Source organism: Vreelandella boliviensis LC1, assembly GCF_000236035.1.
GTDB classification, from domain to species: domain Bacteria; phylum Pseudomonadota; class Gammaproteobacteria; order Pseudomonadales; family Halomonadaceae; genus Vreelandella; species Vreelandella boliviensis.
This window is the reverse complement of sequence record NZ_JH393257.1, coordinates 799,266-817,319: the sequence shown is the minus strand read 5'-3', so window position 1 is coordinate 817,319 and position 18,054 is coordinate 799,266. Positions and strand designations below refer to the sequence as shown.

Genomic DNA, 18,054 nt, shown 5'->3' with positions numbered 1-18,054 from the left:
AACGCGAGCGAATTGACTGCATGAAAATCAAGACCCTTGGAATGGCGGCACTCTTGCTGGCAGGCGCCAGCGGCGCCCAAGCACAATCCTTTGATGTTTCAGACATACGAGTGGAAGGACTGCAGCGGGTATCTGCCGCCTCGGTCTTCAATGCATTTCCGGTAAGTGCCAATGAGCGCGTCAGCGAAGCGCAGCTAGCCGCCGCTGCCCGTGATTTATTTGCCACAGGGCTATTTGACGATGTTTCCCTGGCACGCGAAGGCGATGTGCTGGTTATTCAGGTCGTCGAGCGCCCAACCATTGCGCGGCTACTGCTCAGTGGCAACGATCAGATATCCGAAGAGGACTTGCGCAAGGGTTTGCGTGAATCGGGGCTCTCGGAAGGCCAGGTGCTGGAGCTTTCCACGCTGGAAGAGATACAGCGCGAGTTGGAAGGCGTCTACCAGTCTCAAGGTCGCTACAGCGCCAGCATCGATACCGAAGTTGAACAGGTTGATGAGGGCCGGGTTCAGGTCAATATCAATATCAACGAAGGCGAAGTCGCCAAGATTCGACAAATTAATATCGTTGGTAACGAAGCCTTTGATGATGAAACGCTGCGCGGAGTGTTTGAGCTAAACGACCGGCCAGGACGCTTTTTCGGCTGGTTCTCTAGCGACGAGTACTCCCGTGAAGCGCTTTCCGGTGATATTGAGCGGCTGCGTTCGTTCTACTTGGATCGCGGCTACGTCAATTTCGATGTGACGTCGACCCAGGTGTCGATCGGCCCGGAAAAATCCGAGATCTTTATTACCCTCAACGTCGATGAAGGTGCCCAGTATCGGGTTGGCAATATCCGTTTCGCGGGTGATCTACAGATCAGCGAAAATGAAGCCCGTCAGCTGCTCACTGTCAAAGAAGGTGAGATTTTCTCCCGTGGTGATGTGAATACCTCTACGGAAGCCCTGCGCCAACGTTTAGGTGCCGAAGGTTTTGCCTTTGCTGATATTCAGGGCGTGCCTGAAATGGCAGCGGATGGTGAAACGGTCGATCTGGTTATTGCCATCAATCCTGGCGAGCGCGCATATGTTCGCCGTATTGAGTTCTTCGGTAATACCACTACCCAGGATGAAGTGCTGCGGCGTGAAATGATTCAGTTGGAAGGTGCACCCGCTTCCACCGAAGCCATTACACAATCGCGCCAGCGTCTTGAACGGCTCGGCTTCTTTAGCCAAGTTGAGGTCGACACCCAGCCTGTTCCGGGTGAGCCAGATTTGCTCGACGTTACCTATACTGTCGAAGAACAGCCCTCTGGTTCGGTTTCTGCAAGCGTCGGTTTCTCCCAAAGTGCGGGGGTTATTTACGGGGTCGGCCTGTCGCAAAATAACTTTTTGGGTACGGGTAACCGGGTCAATGTGGGGGCTCAGCGCAGTGATACCTTTACCAGTGTGAATTTTGGCTTCACTGACCCCTACTGGACGCTGGATGGTATTTCTCGCGGTTATAATTTGTTCTACCGAGAAACCGACTATGCCGATTCGGATATTTCGACCTTCTCGACGGATGCCTACGGTGCTGGTATCAACTTCGGTTACCCCGTTAGCGAGCTGTCGCGGCTTAACTTCGGTGCCAGCATTGAAGACCTAACGGTGAAAACCTACTTCGATACAGCGTCTGAAATTCGTCGCTATGTGGAAGATCAGGGCGAAGATGCGCAAAGTCTGAAACTGACCGCCAGCTGGACACGCAACAACCTTAATCGCGGTATTATGCCGACCGATGGCAATTACCAGCGCTTGTCGCTGGAAACCAGTGTGCCGGGCAGCGATGCTGAGTACTACAAGCTGCGCGCAAGGGCTCAACAGCTCTTCCCGCTCAACGATGATGAGTCCTGGGCGTTCAAATTTACCGGCAATGTCGGCTATGCCGACACGCTGGGCGGCAACGACCCCTACCCCTTCTATGAAAACTTCTACGCCGGTGGTCTTGGCTCGGTGCGTGGTTTTACGTCGAATACGCTGGGTCAACGTACTACTCCAGCGCGGGAAGGCGGTCGTGACCGCACCCTAGGCGGTAACGTTTCGATAGAAGGCAGCGCCGAGATCATTTTCCCGCTGCCCTTTATTGAAAATCAACGTTCCCTGCAAACATCACTGTTCTTGGATGGCGGTAATACCTTCCTAAGCTCTTGCTACGATGTGCTCGCAGAAGACGCAGGGCGTCAGCAGTGCAACTCTGGCGTTGATCTTGGCGATTTGCGCTACAGCGCCGGTATCGGCCTTTCTTGGCTGACACCGGTGGGCCCGCTGACCTTTAGCGTTGCTGAACCATTGAACGATGAGAGTGGTGACGATACCCAGTTCTTCCAGTTCTCACTCGGCCAATCGTTCTAATTTTGCTAGACCGCGTGCCATGGTGGCGCGCGCTAGCGTGATCTAAGGAGATAACATGATGCGTAGACTAACAGCGATGGTATGCCTGTTGGGCGCGATGATTTTGCCCGCTCACGCCGCAGAAGTAGCGGTGTTGGACTGGCGAGCAGCACTGATGAATACCCAATCTGCACAGGCGTCAATGAGCATCCTGGAAGGACAAATTGGCAATCAGCAACGTGAAGCGCAGAACCTGGGTAATGAGTTGCAGCAACTACAGGAGCGTTTACAGCGCGAAGGCGAAACCATGGCTCAGTCTCAGCGTGAATCGCTGATTAGCGAGCTTCAGGAAAAGGGCGGGCGTTTTGAGCAGCTTCGCCGAGAAGTCATCCAGGCCCAACAGCGCTCTGAGCAGCAGTTTTTAGAAGGCGCTGAACCGAAGCTGGAGCAAGCTGTCGCACAGGTGCTGGAACGACACAGCATTGATGTGCTGGTCGAACCCCAGGGCGTACTGCACTCTGGGGTTGATCTGCCCAATGTGACCGACGAAGTCACGCAGATTTTTGATACCTTAAATTAAAACGATGATTGGTGTGGCTTGGCCACACCAGAGTTTCCCTGGGCTCCCATGACGCACGCTTCTCATCAGCTTACCCTCGCAGACATTGCGCGCCAATTGGGCATTGCCATTAGTGGCAATGCCCAGCAGCCGATACGTGGTTTGGCGACGCTAAAAGAAGCGCAGCCGGATCAAGTAGCTTTCCTGGCCAATCGCGCCTATCTGAAAGATTTGGCGACGACCAAGGCGGCAGCAGTATTGCTGCACCCTGAACATGGCAAACACTGTCCGGTACCTCGTCTTGAAATCGATAACCCTTACTTGGGGTATGCCAAGCTATCGCAGTTGTTTGACCCATTGCCCGCCCGCGATGTGGTCGGTATTCACCCCACGGCAGTGGTGGCGGAAGACGCTAATCTAGGCGCCGATGTCTGCATTCAAGCTCACGCAGTGATTGAGTCAGGCGTAGTGCTGGGTGACCGTGTAGTGATTGGAGCAGGCAGCGTGGTTGGGGCCGACAGTATTATCGGTGAAGCAACGCGTCTGCATGCCAATGTCACTGTGTGTCATGGAGTGGTGGTAGGCAAGCGGGTAATCCTGCAAAGCGGCTGTGTTGTCGGCGGCGATGGATTTGGCTTTGCCCATGACGGTACCTGCTGGCATAAAATTGCCCAGTTGGGAGGCGTTATACTGGGCGATGACGTTGAGGTGGGCAGCTGCTCCAGTATTGATCGTGGCGCGCTGGGTGATACGGTGATCGGTGATGACGTCAAAATTGATAGTCAGGTACAAATTGCCCATAACGTCATCATTGGCGACCACAGCGCGTTAGCGGGCTGTGTGGGGATTGCAGGCTCTACAAAGGTCGGTAAGCACTGCATGTTGGGTGGCGGCGTTGGTTTATCCGGCCATCTAACCATCTGCGATGGCGTTCAAGTGACGGGAATGAGCTTGGTGACTAACTCAATTCATGAGCCAGGGGTCTACTCCTCTGGAACCGGCGCCATGGCCAATTCCCAGTGGCGTAAAAACGCGGTGCGTTTTAAACAGCTTGATGACATCGCTAAGCGATTGGCACGGTTGGAAAAGAAGCAGCGTGTTGAATAATAGCTGAATTGGTTTTACCTGCTGCTGGTTTGAGGCTAGATGGCAGCGGGGTATAATCCACAGCCTTTTCACCAGCGGACATGCTGGTATTTACCTGAGAGTCATCAGGTACTTTTGTTATTTTAGAGGTCGCTACGATGGTTATGGATATCAATGAAATTCGCGAGTACTTGCCCCACCGCTACCCTTTTTTGCTGGTGGATCGAGTAACGGAACTAGCCATCGGTGAATCCATCGTTGCGTACAAGAATGTCAGCATCAATGAGCCGTTTTTTAACGGCCATTTTCCGCATCACCCGATTATGCCCGGCGTGCTGGTGATTGAGGCATTGGCCCAGGTATGCGGCATTCTCGGCTTTAAAACGGTCAATAAACTACCTGCTGATGGCTATGTCTACTACCTGGTCGGCAGTGACAAAGTGCGTTTTAAACGCCCGGTAATGCCGGGTGACAAGCTCACTTTAGAGGCCGACGTGATTAAAGGTAAACGCGGTATTTGGAAATTTGCATGCCGTGCCACGGTTGACGGTGAGCTGGCCTGCGAAGCGGAAATTATTTGTGCCGAGAGGAAGGTGGCTTGATACATCCTACTGCACTGGTCGACCCGACGGCGCGCCTTGCCGACGACGTTGAGGTAGGCCCTTTTAGTATCATCGGCCCCGACGTCACGATCGGTGCAGGCTCGGTGATTGGCCCCCATGTGGTGGTTAAAGGCCCTACTACGCTGGGAGAGCGCACGCGTATCTTTCAGTTTGCCTCGGTAGGTGAAGACTGCCAGGACAAAAAATACGCCGGCGAGCCCACGCGGCTGGTCATGGGTGACGATAACGTCATCCGCGAGGGCGCCACGATTCACCGTGGCACCGTTCAGGATCGTAGTGAAACCACCATTGGTTCGCGCAACCTGTTGATGGCCTACGTTCATGTCGGCCATGACTGCGTGATTGGTAATGACTGCATTTTGGCCAATCAGGTCACCCTGGCTGGCCATGTCACCGTCGGCAATCATGTCATTCTGGGTGGTTTGGCGGCAGTGCACCAGTTCTGCCATTTTGGTGATCACGCCATGGCCGGTGGTGGCTCGATTATCACTAAAGATACGCCCGCCTATATCATGATTAATGGCAACCCTGCCGAAGCGCGTGGCCTTAACCTGGTGGGCTTAAAGCGCCGTGGCTTTAGCCGCGAAGCGATTAATGCCTTAACCGCCGCCTATAAGATGGTCTATCGCCAAGGGCTGACCACTGAGCAGGCGCTTGCCGAAATGCGTAGCCACTTTGAGCTACCCGAAGTCGAGCATTTTGCCGCCTCCATTGAGCGCTCTACCCGCGGCATCACCCGCTAACCCATGCTTAACCGCCGATGATCTCGCAATGATAACCCTGCAACGCGTCTACCTCGTGGCCGGGGAACTCTCCGGCGATATTCTTGGCGCTGGGTTGATGCGTGAACTTAAAGCACGCCATCCCGACGTCGAGTTTCGTGGTATTGGCGGACCGCGCATGCAGGCGGAAGGCATGGAGAGCCGCTTCCCTTTAGAGACCCTCGCGGTGATGGGGCTGGTTGAGGTGCTTAAGCACCTCCCTGAGCTAATCCGTGTACGGCGCACCCTAAAAGCCGAAGCGTTGGCCTGGCAGCCGGATATTATGCTGGGTATCGATGCGCCTGATTTCAATTTAGGCCTGGAGCGCCAGCTCCGCGAAGCGGGCATTACCACCGCCCACTACGTGAGTCCTTCCGTATGGGCATGGCGCCAGGGGCGGGTAAAGGGCATCGCTAAGTCGGTAGATGGCATGCTGACACTGCTGCCGTTTGAAGCCGCCTTCTATCGAGAACATCGAGTGCCCGTCGCCTTTGTGGGCCATCCCCTGGCCGACGAAATGCCGCTGGAAAATGACCGTATCGCTACCCGTCAAGCCCTGGAGTTGGCTCCTGATCGCCCGGTGTTGGCGCTGTTGCCCGGCTCCCGGGCCAATGAAATTCGTTTTTTGGGCGACACCTTTCTTGCCGCTGCCGAACAGCTCTGCCAGCGTCACCCCGCGCTCCACGTGGTGATTCCCGCGGCTACCGCTGATCGCCGCGATGAAATTAGCGCGCTGCTGGTCAACTACCCGCAGCTGGCCGAGCGTACTATGCTGCTAGATGGTCAGGCCCGCGAAGCGATGGTAGCAAGCGATATCGTACTGCTCGCCTCGGGTACCGCCGCGCTGGAAGCCATGCTGTGTCACCGCACCATGCTGGTGGCCTATAAGATGGCGCCGGTTACCCACTGGCTGGCTAAAAGAATGGTGAAAACCCAATGGGTCTCACTGCCCAACCTGATCGCTCAGGAGACGCTGGTGCCTGAACTAATCCAAGACGACGCCTCGCCCACGGCGATTGCCGACCAGCTCAGTGCCATGTTGGCGGACGAGGCAGGTCGCTATGACTTGGAAGCACGCTTTGCCGAGATGCATGCTACGCTCCAGCGCAACGCCAGCCGCCGTGCCGCCGAGGCGATTAGCCTGTTGGCCGCGGGTCAGCCGCTGGAGGCCGCTGATGGTAAATAACGGCATGGCCATTGATCCCTGGTTGATCGACCACAAGGATTTTCCACCATTAGAAATTGCCTACTGTGGTGAGCGGCTGGCAGGGGTTGATGAAGTGGGCCGCGGGCCGCTGATAGGCAGTGTGGTAGCCGCTGCGGTAATTCTCGATCCCGCTCAGCCGATTGACGGTCTTATCGATTCAAAAAAGTTGTCTGCGCGCAGGCGTGAAGCACTGGATAGCCAGATTCGTGAGCGGGCGTTAGCCTTTGCCGTAGCAGAAGCCAGCGCTGCTGAAGTGGATGCGTTGAATATTTACCACGCCACCCATTTGGCCATGCGTCGAGCCATTGATGCGCTGGCACCGGCGGCGGAATATCTACTCGTGGATGGCAACAAACTACCTGGCCATCTACTGCCCGGTCAGGCCGTGGTGAAGGGCGATTCACGCCACTGTGCCATCGCCGCGGCGTCGATTTTGGCCAAGGTCGCTCGCGACGCGCAAATGGTCGCCTTGGATGAGTGCTATCCTGAGTATGGTTTTGCGCGCCATAAAGGCTACCCGACCAAAGAGCATCTGACGGCGCTTGAAGCTCACGGGCCACTTACCGAACATCGTCGTAGCTTCGCGCCGGTGCAGCGTCAGTTGGCGCTGCTTTAACGTACTTTTTCTTCATCTAGCGTTTTGCTGAGAGTCCCATGACGGTTCCGTTCGTTCATTTACGTTTGCACAGTGAATATTCCCTGGTCGATGGCTTAGTGAAGCTCAAGTCGCTGGTCAGCACCACGGCTGAACGGGCGATGCCGGCGCTGGCCTTGACCGATGAAACCAACCTGTTTGGCTTGGTGAAGTTCTACAAAGCCGCCCAGGGGGCGGGGTTGAAGCCGATTATTGGCAGCGACTTATGGCTCCAGAATCCCCATGACGAGGCCCACCCCTACCGGCTAACGCTGCTGGCAATGAACGACGTTGGCTATCGCAACCTGACCGAGCTTATTTCCAAGGGCTGGACCCATGGCCAGCGCCAGGGGCGAGCCATTCTGGATAAGCAGTGGGTGCTTGAACAGAACGAAGGCTTGATCGCACTCTCCGGCGCGCGTGAGGGCGAGATTGGCCGCCACCTGTTGTCTGACCACGAACAGGACGCACGAGTACTCCTCCAGGAGTGGCAGGCGGCATTTCCCGAGCGTTTTTACTTAGAACTGGTGCGTACCGGTCGGCCGCTAGAAGAGGCGTGTGTTCACGCCAGCGTCAAGCTGGCCATTGAAACAGGCACGCCAGTAGTGGCGACCAATGATGTGCGCTTTCTTGAGCGCGACGATTATTGGGCCCACGAGACCCGCGTCGCCATCGGTGAAGGCAAGGCGCTGGACGACCCGCGCCGCGAACGTCGCTACACCGAAGAGCAGTACTTAAAAAGCCCCGATGAGATGGCGGCGCTGTTCTCAGATATTCCCGAAGCGCTGGAAAACAGCGTAATGATCGCCGAGCGCTGCAGCGTTAACGTGCGCTTGGGCGAGATTTTCCTGCCCGAGTTCGGCATTCCCGAAGGCATGACCCAGGATGAGTTCTTCCGCAAAGTATCCCATGACGGCTTAACCGAGCGGTTGGATTTTCTGTTTCCCGCGGAGCGCTACCCTCGCGATAGCGAAGAGTACCAGACGATTGATCAGCGCTACCGCGACCGGCTGGAGTTCGAGCTCAACGTTATTATCCAGATGGGCTTTCCTGGCTACTTCCTGATCGTGATGGACTTTATCCAGTGGGCCAAGGACAACAGCGTACCGGTAGGTCCGGGTCGCGGTTCCGGTGCTGGTTCGCTGGTGGCCTATGCGCAAAAGATCACCGATCTGGATCCGATTGGCTACGATCTGCTGTTCGAGCGCTTTCTGAACCCCGAGCGTGTCTCGATGCCCGACTTTGACGTCGACTTCTGCATGGAGAAACGCGATAAGGTCATTGAGTACGTGGCCGAGCGCTACGGGCGTAACGCGGTCTCCCAGATCGTCACCTTTGGTACCATGGCGGCCAAGGCCGTGGTGCGTGACGTGGCCCGCGCCCAGGGGCGGCCTTATTCGCTGGGCGACAAGCTCTCCAAGCTGATTCCCTTTGAAGTGGGCATGACCCTGGCCAAGGCGATTGAGCAGGAACCTGCGCTCAAAGAGTTTATCGGCAACGACGAAGAGGCCGAAGAGATCTGGGAGATGGCGCTCAAGTTGGAGGGCACCACCCGAGGCACCGGTAAGCACGCTGGTGGCGTGGTGATTGCCCCCACCAAATTGACCGACTTCTCACCGCTGCTCTGCGATGAAGATGGCTCTGGCCTGGTGGTGCAGTTCGATAAAAACGATATCGAAGAGGCCGGGCTGGTCAAGTTTGACTTCCTGGGCCTGCGCACGCTGACGATTATCGACTGGGCGCTGGAGATGGTCGATAAAGTTCGCAGCGTTAACGGTCAGGGGCCGCTCAATATCGAGAGCATCCCGCTGGACGACGCGCCCACCTTTGAGATGCTCAAGCGCGCTGAAACCACGGCGGTGTTCCAGCTCGAATCCCGGGGTATGAAGGAACTGATCAAGCGCCTGCTGCCCGATTCCCTGGACGATATGATCGCCCTGGTGGCGCTGTTTCGCCCAGGCCCTTTGCAGTCGGGCATGGTCGACGACTTTATCAACCGTAAGCACGGCCGAGCCGAAGTCTCTTATCCACATCCGGATTACCAGCACGAACTGTTGAAACCAGTGTTGGCGCCTACCTACGGCATCATTCTTTACCAAGAGCAGGTCATGCAGATCGCTCAGGTCATGGCGGGCTACAGCCTCGGCCAAGCGGATATGCTGCGCCGTGCCATGGGTAAGAAAAAACCCGAAGAGATGGCCAAGCAGCGCGACGGCTTTATGGAGGGTTGCGCCGCCAACGGCATCGATAAAGACCTGGCCGGTAACATCTTTGACCTGGTAGAAAAATTCGCCGGTTACGGTTTTAACAAATCGCACTCGGCTGCCTACGCGCTGGTGTCTTACCAAACCGCGTGGCTGAAATCCCACTATCCGGGGCCCTTTATGGCCGCGGTTATGTCCACGGAAATGGACAACCTGGATAAAGTGGTGCCGCTGATTGAGGAGTGTCGCAACCTCAGACTCACGGTGACCCCGCCAAACGTCAACGTGGGTGGCTACAAATTCACCGTCGATACCGATGCTCGAGTGGTTTATGGGCTCGGTGCGATTCGTGGTGTGGGCGAAGGCCCGATTGGCGCCATTGTCGAAGCCCGTGAGGCAGACGGCCCATTCAAGGATATCTTCGATTTTTGTCGGCGTATCGATCCCAAGCGAATGAATAAGCGCACCCTTGAGGCGCTGATCCGCTCCGGCGCGCTGGATACCATTGGCCCCAACCGCGCAGTGCTGTTTGCTGCGATGGAAGACGCGTTAAAAGCGGCGGCACAGAATCACGCCAATCAAAATCTGGGCATGCTGGATATGTTCGGCGACGCGTTTAGCGCCGACGAAGAGGCCGGTGAGGGCGACAGTAACGTTTACGCCGAATATATCAACGCCCGTGAGTGGACCGACCGCGAGCGCCTCTCCGGAGAGAAAGACACCCTGGGGCTCTACCTCACGGGTCACCCAATCGACGAGTACGAGCGGGAATTAAAGCGCTTTGTGTCGACGCGGATCAGCGATTTAAAACCGTCCCGCGATCCCCAGCGCGTTGCAGGGCTAGTCGTCGGCGTACGCACTATGAAGTCCAAACGCGGCGATACCATGGCGTTTATCACCTTGGATGACCGCACCGGGCGTATTGAAGCTTCGCTGTTTGGGGAGTTATTCGAGCAGCTACGCGGTCAGATTGAAGCTGATCAGGTGCTCATCGTAGAGGGCGAAGTCTCCAGCGATGAATTCTCTGGTGGCCTGCGCCTGCGCGGTAAAGACGTCACGCCGATGGTGACGGCGCGCATTCGCTACGGCCAAGCCGTGGAGCTGGCGCTGGACGCGGGGCAGATCAATGGTCGTTTAATTGAAACCCTGCGCGACAGCCTGACGCCGTATCGCGATCAGGAGGGCTTGCCGGTGCGCCTGCAGTACCGACACCCGGCAGCCGTCGCGTGGTTGGAGCTCGCCGATGAGTGGAAAGTCGCGCCGAGCGACGATTTACTGCTGGCGCTACGGGATGTGCAGGGCCAGGCAGGCGTTCAACTGCGTTATCGTTAAAAGTATCGTTAACGGGTAAACGGGCGAGCACCCACCTTGCGCAGCAGGGTCAGGGTGCGATAATGCTCTTTATACTCTCTACACACATATGCATGCTTATTTTGACCAGGCAGAGCCGATGAATCCTAATTATCTCGATTTTGAACAGCCCATTGCCGAACTCCAGGCAAAAATTGAAGAGCTGCGTTTGGTCAGCTCTGATAGCCAAGTGAACCTTTCCGACGAGATTGCTCGGCTGGAAGAGAAAAGCCGTAAGCTGACGGAATCGATCTTCAAGGATTTGACTCCCTGGCAGGTTTCTCAAATATCTCGTCACCCCCAGCGACCCTATACGCTGGACTATCTCGAACACATCTTCACCGACTTTGACGAGTTACACGGCGACCGCAATTTCGCCGATGATGCTGCGCTAGTCGGTGGCATTGCACGGTTGAACGACTCGCCGGTGATGGTCATTGGTCATCAAAAAGGCCGCGATGTAAAAGAGAAAGTACGTCGTAACTTCGGTATGCCGCGCCCGGAAGGCTACCGCAAAGCGTGCCGTCTAATGGAAATGGCCGAGCGCTTTAAGATGCCGATCCTGACCTTTATCGATACCCCAGGGGCTTATCCCGGAATCGACGCGGAAGAGCGCGGCCAGTCTGAAGCGATTGCCTATAACTTGGCGGTTATGTCGCGACTGAAAACACCAATTATCTCCACCGTGGTGGGCGAGGGCGGCTCCGGCGGCGCGTTGGCCATTGGTGTGTGCGATGAATTGCAAATGCTGCAGTATTCCACCTACTCGGTGATCTCGCCGGAAGGCTGCGCCTCGATTCTGTGGAAGAGCGCTACCAAAGCCTCTGACGCCGCTCAGGCCATGGGCATTACCGCGGAACGCTTAAAAGAGCTGGGTTTTGTCGACTCGCTGATAAAGGAGCCGCTCGGTGGCTCCCACCGCCACCCGCTCACCACCGCTGAACGGGTCAAAGAGGCGCTTACCGCCAGTCTGGAGCGTTTGCAGGCGATGGACACCGACGCGCTGCTAGAGCGTCGCTATAAGCGTTTAATGAGCTATGGCGCCCCAGCCGCTTAATTTGCTGCAAGGCTTACTCAACGACGCCCTGGCGGAAACCCCGCCGGGGCGCTCTATTTGGGTGGCACTCTCAGGCGGTCTAGACTCCTGTCTACTGCTCGCGTTAGCCGCACAGGTCTGCGAGCAAGCAGGCCGTCACTTGCGGGCAATCCACATCAACCACGGCCTGCAGGCGGCAGCGCAGACGTTCGAAGCGCACTGCCGAGATATGTGCGAGCGTTTAAACGTGCCGCTGACAGTGGTCAATGTGGCGGTAGATGCCCAGGGCGAAGGCATCGAAGGCGCCGCCCGCAACGCTCGCTATGAGGCCTTCTTCGCGACCATTCCTGCGGGTGACACCCTTTGGCTGGCCCAGCATCAGGACGATCAGGCGGAAACCTTTCTGCTCGCCGCTCTGCGCGGCAGCGGACTACGCGGCTTGGCCGGTATGCCCTACCAGCGTGAGGCTCATAGCATCTCCCTGGTGCGCCCCTGGCTCACTGTGCGCCGAGCTGAACTTGAAGCCGCGGCTGAGCTACTTGAGTTGCGCTGGTGCGAAGACCCCACCAATCAAGATATTCGCTTTGATCGCAACCGCCTGCGTCACCGGCTACTACCCGCGATGCGCGAGCGCTGGCCGGCGGCAGAGACTGCGCTGGCGAATAGCGCTGCCCATGCCAGTGAAGCAGATGTGGTGCTTAGTGAGTATTTAGCTGCCGAGCTAACAGAGCTCTTCACCGGAGAAGGGCAGGTAGATGCGCGCGCACTTAGACAGCGCTCCCGTCCCCGCCAGCGGCTGCTGGTGCGCACCTTTTGCCAGCAGCAGGGTTTGCCAACGCCGCCGCAGAAGCGTTTAGAGAGCCTTCTAGATCAACTAACAGCCAAAGCCGATGCTGAGGTGTGCGTTGAGTGGCCGGGGGCGCAGGCGCGTCTATGGCGCCAGCGGCTCTATTTGCTTCAACCTCTTGAACCGCTGCCGCCTTGGGAGGCTAGCTGGGATGGTCAAACGCCGCTGGAGACGCCCATTGGGCCGCTAGGTTGGCAGGTGGCATCATTTCAGCCGCACTCTCAAGTACTAAGAGCGACCTGGCGACAAGGTGGGGAGGTTATTCAACTGCCCAAACGAGGGCGACGCGATCTCAAGCGGCTGCTACAAGAGGCAGATATGCCGCCCTGGGAACGTGAGCGGCTGGTGGTCATCATGCAAAATGAGGCGTGTATTGGGGTGATTTGCCCCCCTGCTCAGCTGCTATGGCAGGCAGAGAGCGTCTTTTTTACCCGTATGACTTCGCCTGCTTAATGATCAGCTTAAAACCGGCAGCTTCCATAAACGCCTGCTCCTGCTCCAAGTCAGTACTCAGTAGGGTGGGTTCATCGCTGGCAGGCAGCGTGATCGTCAAGCTATCGCTGTCAGCGCTTATTTCCGGTAGCGGTGGGGCGCTTTCTGGGCGCGAATGGTTGAGTAGAACGGCTAAACGCAGTAGCCGGGCGAGCTTCTGGGTGATCGCATGCTGCGCATTGGGCAGGGCCTGCCACTCTTTGAGCGGGAATTTGCGGCGATGGGCGCGTACTAAAAACGCCAGCTGCCGCTGTTCAGGGCGTGAAAAACCAGCAAGGTCGGAGTGCTCAAGCAAGTAGGCACCGTGGCGATGAAACTGGCTGTGGGAGATCGCCAGGCCGATTTCGTGCACATGGCTGGCCCATTGCAAATAGCGCCCTTGATCAAGGTTTAGCGACCAGGCATGGTGTACCTGATTAAACAAACGCTCGGCGGTGTCTGCGACATTGAACCCTTGGCGGGTATCAACATCATAGGTGCGCTGCAGCGACTCCAGGCTTTTCGAGCGCGAGTCTTCTGCGGTATTGCGCCCGGCCATGTCGTAGAGCACGCCTTCGCGCAGAGCGCCATCGGCAAAGCGCATCTGGGTTAAATCAAAGGCTTCGAAAATCGCACCAAGAATGGCAATGCCCGCCGGGAAGACTTTGGCGCGGTCGGCTTTGAGGCCATCCAGCGCGACTTTATCCAACTGCTTACACTTTAGCAGCCGTTCGCGCAGCTTCTTCAAACCGCCACGTGTGATAACTCCCTCGTGGGGCGTATCGCCGTGAGCATACAGCACGCTGGCAGCGGCCTTGATCGTGCCGCTTGAACCTACGGGGTCATCCCAGCCCAGGCGCTGGTAAGGACGCTGAATATTGGCGAGCTCCGAAAGGGCGGCAAGCTCAGCGCGGCGCATGCGTTTTTCGTTTAACTCGCCGTCGGGGAAGAAGCGTCGAGAAAAGGTCACGCAGCCCATGCGCAGGCTTTCCAGCGCTCTGGGCTCGAAGGCTTCGCCAATAATAAATTCGGTCGAACCGCCACCAATGTCGACGATTAATCGGCGGCCATTTTCGGCCAGCGCGTGGGCGGCACCTAAGTAAATCAGGCGGGCCTCTTCGCGGCCAGCAATAATCTCGATGGCGTGACCTAACTGAGCCTCGGCGCGCTCGATAAACGCTTGGCTATTATCAGCATCGCGCAGTGCGTTAGTGCCGACAATACGCAAATTGGCATTGGTAATGTCGCTTAAAAACGGCGCAAAGCGGCCCAGACAGTCCAGCGCGCGCTGCATCGCCTCTTCGCTGAGCAGGCCATCATCGTCTAAACCCGCGGCTAGCTGCACCTTTTCACCCAAGCGGGCAACCACCTGTAGGCGTTCATGCTGGTAGTTGGCCACCAGTAGGTGAAAGCTGTTGGATCCCAGGTCTATAGCGGCGAAGCGCTGCGGAGCACCGCTGTCTGCCTCAGCGGCAGAGGTGGCAATGGGGAGCGAAATATCCGTGGGCATGAGCATTCCTTCGTGTTGGCTGTGCCAAGGTTGCGGTGGCCTTTATCTATTGTCAATTGCCAAAGGCTTGCGTTTGTCGCGGCGCTTGACTACCATCGAACTACTGGCTTGATCTGACCTAGTTAGTTAGTGTGTCCACAAGCGCGCCGCTGTCGAGATAAATTGATGTTTTATAAAAGCAATGTTTTAGATAAGTTGCTTAGATAGATCATCTTGCATGCGTCGTTCAAGTACGGCACCTTGGTCGCCCCAGACGTTATTCATTGTTTATCCCGTTAGCGTCAGCCAGAATTCCAAGTCGTCAGATAGCCCACTGGTTCAACCACTCTCCTGTGGGAACCAGATTAAACAAGTGTTAGCACCCTCGAGTTGAGTCTTAATAATGACAAGTACTAGTGTTGTAAGTACTAAGGTTGTTAGCTAAGTCCAATTCCTTTCATCTTCGAGCGCGTGCCTTTACCGGGGTCTGAACGCATCACACGGCGTCACTTTCACGCCTCCTGTCTTACTCCCGGCGCCTGGCGCCCAGCTTCCATGAGCAACTTTCTAACACGCCGATGAATCTCACTGAACTCAAGCAAAAAACCGTTCCCGAGCTCCTCGATATCGCCCGTGAAATGGGTATTGATAACTTGGCCCGTTCGCGCAAGCAGGACATCATTTTCGCCATCCTCAAGAAACACGCCAAAAGTGGCGAGGATATCTATGGCGACGGTGTGCTGGAAATTCTTCAGGATGGCTTCGGCTTCCTGCGTAGCGCTGACAGCTCCTATCTCGCCGGTCCGGACGATATCTACATATCGCCTTCGCAGATCCGCCGTTTCAATCTGCGCAAGGGTGACTCCATTTCCGGCAAAATCCGCCCGCCGAAGGAGGGTGAGCGCTATTTCGCCCTGCTGAAGGTCAGTCAAATCAACTTTGACCGTCCGGAAAATGCCAAGCACAAGATCCTGTTTGAGAACTTAACGCCGCTGTTCCCAGACGATCGTATGCGTATGGAAATCGGTAACGGCTCCACGGAAGACCTTACCGCGCGGATCATCGATCTAACCGCGCCGATTGGTAAAGGCCAACGTGGTCTGCTGGTATCGCCGCCCAAGGCGGGTAAAACGCTGATGTTGCAAAACATTGCGACCTCCATCACGCGCAACAACCCCGAGTGTCATCTGATCGTGCTGCTGATTGATGAGCGCCCTGAGGAAGTGACCGAAATGTCGCGCACCGTGCGTGGCGAAGTGGTGGCGTCTACCTTCGATGAGCCGCCTGCGCGTCACGTACAAGTGGCTGAAATGGTCATCGAGAAAGCCAAACGCTTGGTTGAGCACAAGAAAGACGTGGTCATCCTGCTCGACTCGATTACCCGCCTGGCGCGTGCCTACAACACCGTGGTACCTAGCTCCGGCAAAGTACTCACCGGTGGTGTCGATGCCCACGCCCTTGAGAAGCCGAAACGTTTCTTTGGTGCGGCGCGTAACATCGAAGAGGGTGGCAGCCTGACGATTATCGCTACAGCGCTGGTCGATACTGGCTCCAAGATGGACGAAGTCATCTTCGAAGAGTTCAAGGGTACCGGCAACATGGAAGCCCACTTGGACCGCAAACTGGCTGAGCGTCGCGTATTCCCGGCGATCAATATCCGTCGAAGTGGCACCCGTCGTGAAGACCTGCTGGCCTCTGAGGATGAAATGCAACGCATGTGGATTCTGCGTAAGCTGCTCAATCCGATGGAAGACACCGCCGCCACTGAATTCCTGATTGACCGTCTGAAAGATACCAAGACCAATCTCGAGTTCTTTGAAGCGATGAAGCGCCGCTAGCTTGTCGTAGGAATAAGCGCCGCTAACATAAGATCTAGCGACGCACTTGCCAGCCAGGGAGCGTGCCTTGAAGTATAAAGACTTGCGTGAGTTCATCGCGGCGCTTGAAGCGCAGGGTGAACTCAAGCGTATTTCCGTCGAAGTCGATCCTTATCTGGAAATCACCGAGATTTGCGACCGCACCCTGCGTGCCGGTGGCCCGGCATTGCTGTTTGAAAACGTTAAAGGCCACGACATGCCGCTGCTAGGCAACCTGTTTGGCACCCCCAAACGGGTGGCGCTGGGTATGGGTCAAGACTCGGTAGAAGCGCTAAGAGAAGTAGGTAAGCTACTAGCGTTTCTCAAAGAGCCTGACCCGCCCAAAGGCTTGAAAGACGCCTGGGATAAGCTGCCGATTTTCAAGCAAGTGCTTAGCATGGGGCCAAAAAACGTCAAGCATGCACCGGTGCAAGAAGTGGTGTATGAAGACGACGAGGTCGATCTTGGTCTGCTGCCGATTCAGCACTGCTGGCCGGGAGATGCGGCGCCGCTGGTTACCTGGCCACTGGTGATTACCAAAGGGCCGCACAAGAAGCGCCAGAATCTGGGCATTTACCGTCAGCAGAAAATCGGCAAAAACCGCCTGATTATGCGCTGGCTCTCCCACCGCGGCGGCGCGCTGGATTTTCTGGAGTTTCAAAAGGATCACCCTGGCGAGCCTTTTCCAGTAGCCGTGGCGCTGGGTGCTGACCCGGCGACGATTTTGGGTGCCGTGACCCCGGTGCCCGATTCGCTCTCGGAGTACGCCTTTGCGGGCCTGCTGCGCGGTTCGCGTACTGAGTTGGTCAAGTGCGGCCATGCGGATCTGGATGTACCCGCGTCCAGCGAGATTATCTTAGAAGGCTTTATCTACCCGGATGATATGGCCGCGGAAGGCCCCTTTGGTGACCACACCGGTTACTACAATGAGGTCGACCACTTTCCGGTGTTTACCGTCACGCGGATGACCATGCGGCGTGATGCGATTTATCACTCGACTTACACCGGGCGCCCGCCGGATGAGCCAGCGATTCTGGGCGTGGCGCTTAACGAAGTGTTTGTGCCGATCCTGTGTAAACAGTTTCCCGAAATTGTCGACTTCTACCTGCCACCGGAAGGCTGCTCTTACCGCATGGCGGTGGTCACCATGAAGAAGCAGTATCCCGGCCATGCCAAGCGCGTGATGATGGGGGTATGGAGCTTCCTGCGCCAGTTTATGTACACCAAGTTTGTGATCGTGCTGGATGACGACGTGGACGCGCGCAATTGGGAAGACGTGATCTGGGCGATCACCACCCGAATGGATCCCGCCCGGGATACTGTGATGGTCGAAAATACCCCGATTGATTATCTCGATTTTGCTTCGCCGGTCTCAGGTTTAGGCTCGAAAATGGGCCTAGATGCCACCAATAAATGGCCAGGCGAGACTGATCGTGAGTGGGGCACACCCATTGTGATGGACGATGCCGTTAAGACACGCGTGGATGAACGCTGGGAAGCGCTGGGTATTGGCCTTGAGCTTCCGCCACCTCGTCGTTGAATGCGACGCATCGCTGACCGAACTTGTTAAAAGAGGCTTT

13 protein-coding genes are annotated in these 18,054 nt (G+C 56.5%); 12 read left to right on the top strand and 1 reads right to left on the bottom strand.

The window, feature by feature from the left end:
* Window positions 1-20 precede the first annotated feature (20 nt).
* From bamA to tilS, 10 genes are all read left to right on the top strand, one after another.
* The gene (gene bamA / locus KUC_RS03465) at window positions 21-2,372 is read left to right on the top strand and encodes an outer membrane protein assembly factor BamA (protein ID WP_371827725.1); all 2,352 of its coding nucleotides are present in this window, start codon (window positions 21-23) and stop codon (window positions 2,370-2,372) included.
* A gap of 58 nt (window positions 2,373-2,430) precedes the next feature.
* The gene (locus KUC_RS03460) at window positions 2,431-2,931 is read left to right on the top strand and encodes an OmpH/Skp family outer membrane protein (protein WP_040480216.1); all 501 of its coding nucleotides are present in this window, start codon (window positions 2,431-2,433) and stop codon (window positions 2,929-2,931) included.
* A 48-nt stretch (window positions 2,932-2,979) separates the two neighbouring features.
* A complete protein-coding gene (gene lpxD / locus KUC_RS03455) occupies window positions 2,980-4,017 on the top strand; it encodes a UDP-3-O-(3-hydroxymyristoyl)glucosamine N-acyltransferase (protein WP_007111710.1) in 1,038 nt (345 codons plus the stop codon).
* Between the two features lie 137 nt (window positions 4,018-4,154).
* Window positions 4,155-4,598, top strand: a complete 444-nt coding sequence (gene fabZ / locus KUC_RS03450; RefSeq protein ID WP_007111709.1) for a 3-hydroxyacyl-ACP dehydratase FabZ — start codon at window positions 4,155-4,157, stop codon at window positions 4,596-4,598.
* Complete coding sequence (gene lpxA, locus KUC_RS03445) at window positions 4,595-5,362, top strand: acyl-ACP--UDP-N-acetylglucosamine O-acyltransferase (protein ID WP_007111708.1); 768 nt, start codon at window positions 4,595-4,597, stop codon at window positions 5,360-5,362. Before fabZ ends, lpxA begins: the two co-directional genes overlap by 4 nt.
* 28 nt (window positions 5,363-5,390) lie before the next feature.
* Window positions 5,391-6,566: a lipid-A-disaccharide synthase gene (gene lpxB, locus KUC_RS03440; protein ID WP_040479424.1), complete on the top strand. Its 1,176-nt coding sequence runs from the start codon at window positions 5,391-5,393 to the stop codon at window positions 6,564-6,566.
* A complete protein-coding gene (gene rnhB / locus KUC_RS03435; RefSeq protein ID WP_007111706.1) occupies window positions 6,556-7,203 on the top strand; it encodes a ribonuclease HII in 648 nt (215 codons plus the stop codon). Before lpxB ends, rnhB begins: the two co-directional genes overlap by 11 nt.
* 38 nt (window positions 7,204-7,241) lie before the next feature.
* On the top strand, window positions 7,242-10,757 hold the full coding sequence (gene dnaE / locus KUC_RS03430) for a DNA polymerase III subunit alpha (protein WP_007111705.1): 3,516 nt from the start codon (window positions 7,242-7,244) through the stop codon (window positions 10,755-10,757).
* A 118-nt stretch (window positions 10,758-10,875) separates the two neighbouring features.
* Window positions 10,876-11,832: an acetyl-CoA carboxylase carboxyl transferase subunit alpha gene (gene accA, locus KUC_RS03425; RefSeq protein WP_040480211.1), complete on the top strand. Its 957-nt coding sequence runs from the start codon at window positions 10,876-10,878 to the stop codon at window positions 11,830-11,832.
* Window positions 11,813-13,111: a tRNA lysidine(34) synthetase TilS gene (gene tilS, locus KUC_RS03420; protein ID WP_007111703.1), complete on the top strand. Its 1,299-nt coding sequence runs from the start codon at window positions 11,813-11,815 to the stop codon at window positions 13,109-13,111. The genes accA and tilS overlap by 20 nt, the downstream gene beginning before the upstream one ends.
* On the opposite strand, the gene ppx is transcribed toward tilS, so the two are convergent.
* Window positions 13,086-14,639 (bottom strand): exopolyphosphatase, encoded by a 1,554-nt coding sequence (gene ppx / locus KUC_RS03415; protein WP_007111702.1) that lies wholly within the window; start codon window positions 14,637-14,639, stop codon window positions 13,086-13,088. The two genes, tilS and ppx, sit on opposite strands and share 26 nt — an antisense overlap.
* Before the next feature lie 557 nt (window positions 14,640-15,196).
* Here ppx and rho point away from each other — a divergent pair.
* Entirely contained in the window at window positions 15,197-16,456 is a 1,260-nt protein-coding gene (rho, locus tag KUC_RS03410) for a transcription termination factor Rho (protein WP_007111700.1), read from the top strand.
* A gap of 67 nt (window positions 16,457-16,523) precedes the next feature.
* On the top strand, window positions 16,524-18,014 hold the full coding sequence (gene ubiD, locus KUC_RS03405) for a 4-hydroxy-3-polyprenylbenzoate decarboxylase (protein WP_040479421.1): 1,491 nt from the start codon (window positions 16,524-16,526) through the stop codon (window positions 18,012-18,014).
* The last annotated feature ends 40 nt before the right edge of the window (window positions 18,015-18,054 follow it).